The sequence below is a fragment of the Sulfuricurvum sp. genome (assembly GCF_023250475.1).
Classification (GTDB): domain Bacteria; phylum Campylobacterota; class Campylobacteria; order Campylobacterales; family Sulfurimonadaceae; genus Sulfuricurvum.
Genome location: NZ_JAHFAQ010000149.1, coordinates 1 through 4601 on the forward strand (window position 1 = coordinate 1; position 4601 = coordinate 4601).

6 protein-coding genes and 3 tRNA genes are annotated in these 4601 nt (G+C 41.7%); 6 read left to right on the top strand and 3 right to left on the bottom strand.

Annotated elements, in window-relative coordinates; all coding sequences use genetic code 11:
- Nucleotides 1-455, bottom strand: a 455-nt coding sequence (gene ribB / locus Q0C19_RS11005; RefSeq protein WP_295055961.1) for a 3,4-dihydroxy-2-butanone-4-phosphate synthase, incomplete at its 3' end; no start/stop codon positions are given.
- A 160-nt stretch (nt 456-615) separates the two neighbouring features.
- Here ribB and Q0C19_RS11010 point away from each other — a divergent pair.
- The 3 genes from Q0C19_RS11010 to Q0C19_RS11020 all read left to right on the top strand — a co-directional run bounded on the left by Q0C19_RS11010 (nt 616) and on the right by Q0C19_RS11020 (nt 923).
- Nucleotides 616-690 (top strand) — tRNA-Gln (locus tag Q0C19_RS11010).
- Between the two features lie 20 nt (nt 691-710).
- Nucleotides 711-787, top strand: a tRNA-Met gene (locus tag Q0C19_RS11015).
- Nucleotides 788-846: 59 nt separating this feature from the next.
- A tRNA-Met gene (locus tag Q0C19_RS11020) sits at nt 847-923 on the top strand.
- Between the two features lie 68 nt (nt 924-991).
- Here Q0C19_RS11020 and Q0C19_RS11025 read toward each other — a convergent pair.
- Nucleotides 992-1246: a hypothetical protein gene (locus Q0C19_RS11025; RefSeq protein WP_295055963.1), complete on the bottom strand. Its 255-nt coding sequence runs from the start codon at nt 1244-1246 to the stop codon at nt 992-994.
- A gap of 242 nt (nt 1247-1488) precedes the next feature.
- Nucleotides 1489-2247 (bottom strand): M15 family metallopeptidase, encoded by a 759-nt coding sequence (locus Q0C19_RS11030; RefSeq protein ID WP_295055965.1) that lies wholly within the window; start codon nt 2245-2247, stop codon nt 1489-1491.
- 138 nt (nt 2248-2385) lie between these two features.
- Here Q0C19_RS11030 and amrA point away from each other — a divergent pair, with 138 nt between their 5' ends.
- The 3 genes from amrA to Q0C19_RS11045 all read left to right on the top strand — a co-directional run.
- Nucleotides 2386-2946, top strand: coding sequence for an AmmeMemoRadiSam system protein A (gene amrA / locus Q0C19_RS11035; RefSeq protein WP_295055967.1), 561 nt, complete (start codon nt 2386-2388; stop codon nt 2944-2946).
- On the top strand, nt 2936-3736 hold the full coding sequence (gene amrB, locus Q0C19_RS11040; RefSeq protein ID WP_295055969.1) for an AmmeMemoRadiSam system protein B: 801 nt from the start codon (nt 2936-2938) through the stop codon (nt 3734-3736). Before amrA ends, amrB begins: the two co-directional genes overlap by 11 nt.
- A gap of 82 nt (nt 3737-3818) precedes the next feature.
- A partial coding sequence (locus Q0C19_RS11045; RefSeq protein ID WP_295055971.1) for a hypothetical protein occupies nt 3819-4601 on the top strand: 783 nt, incomplete at its 3' end.

The following is a 4601-nucleotide window of genomic DNA, read 5'->3' on the forward strand; positions in this document are numbered from 1 at the left end:
CGGCATAAATCGACGGAGCCTTCCGTATGGCCGATACGCACCAACGTTCCCCCCTCTTTAGCGATCAGAGGAAAAATATGCCCGGGAGCAACCAGTTCGGTAGGCTGAGAGAGAGGATTAGCAAGGATTTTGATCGTCATATCCCGCTCTGCCGTGGAAATGCCCGTAGTTGCCGCTGTAGCGTCAACTGAAACGGTAAATGCCGTTTCATGCATGGATGTATTGGATTTCACCATCGGCTCTAAATTTAGGCGCTTAGCAATCATAGGATTGATAGCAACACAAATAAGCCCTTTGGCGTGGGTTGCCATAAAATTTACATGTTCAGGGGTAGAAAACACCGAGGCATAAACCAAGTCCCCTTCATTTTCACGGTCTTCATCATCCACCATGATGACCATCCGTCCTTTTTTAAACTCTTCAATCGCATCCAATACCCGTTGCACTGCTGACATTCAATACTCTTTTGTTATTAATATAGTTAGGCAATTATAGGGTAAAAGGATTAAAAATCAATCACAAACTATAAAATGGTCTTTTTTAATTGCGTAGTTTCCGAAACCCTTGACAAATTTGATAAAAGTGTCTATAATTTCGGCCTCTTAACGAGAACATTGGGGTGTCGCCAAGCGGTAAGGCAACTGGTTTTGGTCCAGTCATTCGGGGGTTCGAATCCCTCCTCCCCATCCACTACTGTCAACTTTTAACACCGCGGAATAGAGCAGTCCGGTAGCTCGTCGGGCTCATAACCCGAAGGTCGTAGGTTCAAATCCTGCTTCCGCAACCAATCTAGACTTAAACTTCTACCCTATTAAAGATAGACGATATAAATTAAACTTTTCATACCGCGGAATAGAGCAGTCCGGTAGCTCGTCGGGCTCATAACCCGAAGGTCGTAGGTTCAAATCCTGCTTCCGCAACCAATAAATCCCTAAACTTACCGACTAACATCCTCATAATACTTCACATTGCTAATTAAAATTTTCAAACTCTAATAGGAATTGCTATTCCAACTAAAATCTTTTTTATACAAGATATGTTCGCTTGATTGTTTGAAAAGAGCCATTTTGCTAAAGATTTGATCAATGGGAATACTTTGAATATCACTAATCACTTTGCACATTGATATTTCATAGTGAGTCATTTTTGCTTTAAATGCGATTATAAGATGTTCGCTCGAAATTTGGTTCATCTTATGAACTATGTCTTGTTGAACGGGTTGGTACTCACGTAAATCTTTCGCCATTGTCATCTCCATTAAGAATTACCTCATTATGGAACTATAAAATTACTCTGGAATTACAATGGATTTTAGTACATGTGCTCTTTCAATGTGACGAGTAAAGAAAGAGCTTATCTTAAGGAGTTTGGAGAATGAATCCCTTCAGATCGGTAAGGATCATCGGGTAAAAGCAGTATGAATCAAAATGGTAAACGAATAAGAATTTTTAATTTTTTATGTAGATATATTACAGCAATATTACGATGCTAAGCCGTTTCATTTCCGCCCGTCACTTTGATATGCCACGGCTCATATCGTACGCCGAATGGATTTCCGTTCGTATAGCGTATCGTAATATATCCGCCGTTATAAAGCTTTTTAAAAACATCGGTCTCTTGAAATTTCTCGCTGAAATTGCCATACCCATAACCGACTTTACCGATATCGAAATCTCCGACGCTGTGAAACGTAAATCCGGGTGGAGCGATCGATGTTGATGCCAAACGCAAATTTCCCCCTTCGCTTGCCATCTTCTTCAAAAAAAGATGCAATTGTTTTACGGGAGCACGAACACCCGATGTCAGTATAACATCGTTACCGATAAGAGATTTGATGGTTGCATATTTTTCGGTAGCGGCACCTTTTAGAAGAAAATGGCCCGTTTTCTTAATATAAATAAGATCTTTTTCGGGGGTAACCGCGGTTAAACGGGGTACCGTTCTCTCACCGAAAAAACCGTAACGGCGCGGGTCTCCATAAAAAATGGTTTCAATATAGCCAATCTCATAAGGAGTAAGCGGTTTGTTGCATTCTGCCGCAATTTTGAGCATTTCATCAAAACTTATGATGTTGAATTTAACATAGCCGACATGATTTTGTACCGCGTTCAACTTATCCAGCAAATTGCTGACGGTAGGTGTAATTTTTTTCATGGATACGGATGAGGGGATAAACTCTTCATTGGAACCCAATGCAAGAGTCGTACTGCAAACAACAGCTAATGATAAAAACGATCTTCTGTCCATTACTTTTCTTTAATCAATGAATCTTATATATCTATATCGTATTATCTTACCTGATTTTGAAAGAATTTTAATCAAAAAATTGTGTAAAATAGTTCTTAACATGAGATTTTCTCAAAAAACTCTTTAAAGAGGTGAAAAATGAACGCGACTGTTTACATTCAAATCGCGAAAACAGCGATTCAAGGATATTTTGACGGTGTCAAGATAGATAGCGATCCGTATTTATCGGTTTACCCTGAGTTATCCGAAAAAAAAGCGTGTTTTGTTACTTTGACATTACACAAACAATTACGCGGCTGTATCGGTTCGATCATTGCGCATCAAAGTCTTATCGATGACTTAATCTCAAATGCCGTATCAGCTGCATTTCACGATCCCCGATTTCCCCCTTTGAGCAAAGAAGAGTTTTCTGAAGTGTCGGTAGAAGTATCTATTTTGACGCATCCAAAAGAAGTCGCGTATCGTGACAAAGATGCCCTTTTACAAATCATTCGCCCCACTATCGATGGAGTCATTTTACGTTTAGGCAATCATCAAGCTACTTTTTTACCGCAAGTGTGGGAAGAACTTACCGATTTTGATTCTTTTTTTGCCCATTTGGGACTCAAAGCAGGGATCGGTGATGATCCCCTCTCCTATCATCCCGAAATCTATACGTATCAAGTTCAAAAATATGAGGAGAGTTCTCATGAGCACTAGAACAATGAGTGTAGCGGGAAGTTTTTATCCTGCAAAACCGAATGAAATAAACGATATGATCCACCATTTCAATGCCGTTTTTGATTCTTATACCGATGTATTTGCGCCATTTGCGGCTATACACGGAAAGGCGGTAATTGTCCCGCATGCAGGTTGGATCTATTCAGGCTTTACCGCTAATATCGCTTTTCGTATTCTTTCCATGAACAATCCCAAAACGATAGTCGTCATCGGGCCATCGCATCGGATCGGTTTCGAGGGAATAAGCAGTTGCGATTTGACACAGTATCAGACACCGCTGGGAGATTTAAAGATTGATACTCAGTTGCTCAAACAGTTGCAGCAAGAGTTTACCCTGCCCTATTATCCCCAAGCGCACCAGGAACACAGTACCGAAGTCCAAATGCCCTTTATTAAACACTATTTCCCCAAGGCACAAGTTATCGAACTCGTCTATGGCTATGCCGACCCTGAAATGCTTGAGCCCATCATAGAGTATTGTTTATCCCAAACAGATACGGCTATCGTCATCAGTACAGATCTAAGCCATTACTACTCTCTGGATCAGGCTAAACAACTCGATTCCATCTGTTTGGAAGCGATCCGGGATCAAAATACACTAGCGCTCCATCAAGGGTGTGAAGCGTGCGGAATAATCGGGGTGGAGGCTATGCTCAATGTGGCTAAAAAAACAAAGTTGCACGGGACGATACTTGATTATCGAACCAGTGCCGACGCAAGCGGTGATCCTTCTAAAGTTGTAGGCTATGCGAGTGTAGTGTTTTCTTAAACGGGTAAGCTATAATTCGCACATCAGATTAAGACCTATTCAAGAACGTGAGGAAAAATGATTGCATACTGAAGAATTAATTTTGAGAGCCCAACAACACCTAAGCGCTCTTCTAAGCGAAGCATTTCATCATACCGATAAAGAGAATGCGGTCGTGGTATACGACACTCGATCTGTGATATCTACTATTTTAATGCAAGGGTATAAGCGGTGTTTGCCACATGCACAGTTGATCGATTTTGATGAACATAAGCCTGAAGAGGTTCGGGCGATATTAGAGGCACTTCAGCCATCTGATTTGGTAGTCTTAATCCAATCCACCAGTTTTCGTCTTGATGCTTTTCGTCTGCGCGTTGAGCTCTTTAAACTCAAATTAAAAGTCATAGAACACCCTCACCTTAGCCGGATGTCAGAGGATGAAGCGTCGTACTTTATCGATTCGCTGGCGTATGACAAAGAGTATTACCGCCATGTCGGCCGCTCCCTCCAGTCTAAAATAGATCACGCACCAATGGGGGTACTCGACAGCGGCGGAGAGCTGTTAGTCTATGCTTCCCCTTTCGAGTCTGCCAAAGTCAATATCGGAGATTATACGGGTCTGCCAAATTGGGGCGGTCAGTTTCCTCTGGGAGAAGTATTTACCGAAGCGCAAGATCTCAGAGCCGTTCACGGACGGGTGAAAATCTATTGTTTCGGTGACGTAACGTATAAAATCAATACTCCCGAAACCCCTATCACCCTTATTATCGAAGAGGGTCAAGTGGTCGGATGTGAAAACTCAACACCTGCGTTTGATCTAATATTATCTAATATACGTCGAGATGAAGGAGGCGTCGTTTGGATACGGGAGCTCGGATTCGGACTC

Excerpts from the sequence above, each read along its gene's own strand:
- Q0C19_RS11025 (WP_295055963.1), bottom strand. The coding sequence starts at position 1,246 with ATGGCGAAAGATTTACGTGAGTACCAACCCGTTCAACAAGACATAGTT.
- Q0C19_RS11030 (WP_295055965.1), bottom strand. The coding sequence starts at position 2,247 with ATGGACAGAAGATCGTTTTTATCATTAGCTGTTGTTTGCAGTACGACT.
- amrA (WP_295055967.1), top strand. The coding sequence starts at position 2,386 with ATGAACGCGACTGTTTACATTCAAATCGCGAAAACAGCGATTCAAGGA.
- amrB (WP_295055969.1), top strand. The coding sequence starts at position 2,936 with ATGAGCACTAGAACAATGAGTGTAGCGGGAAGTTTTTATCCTGCAAAA.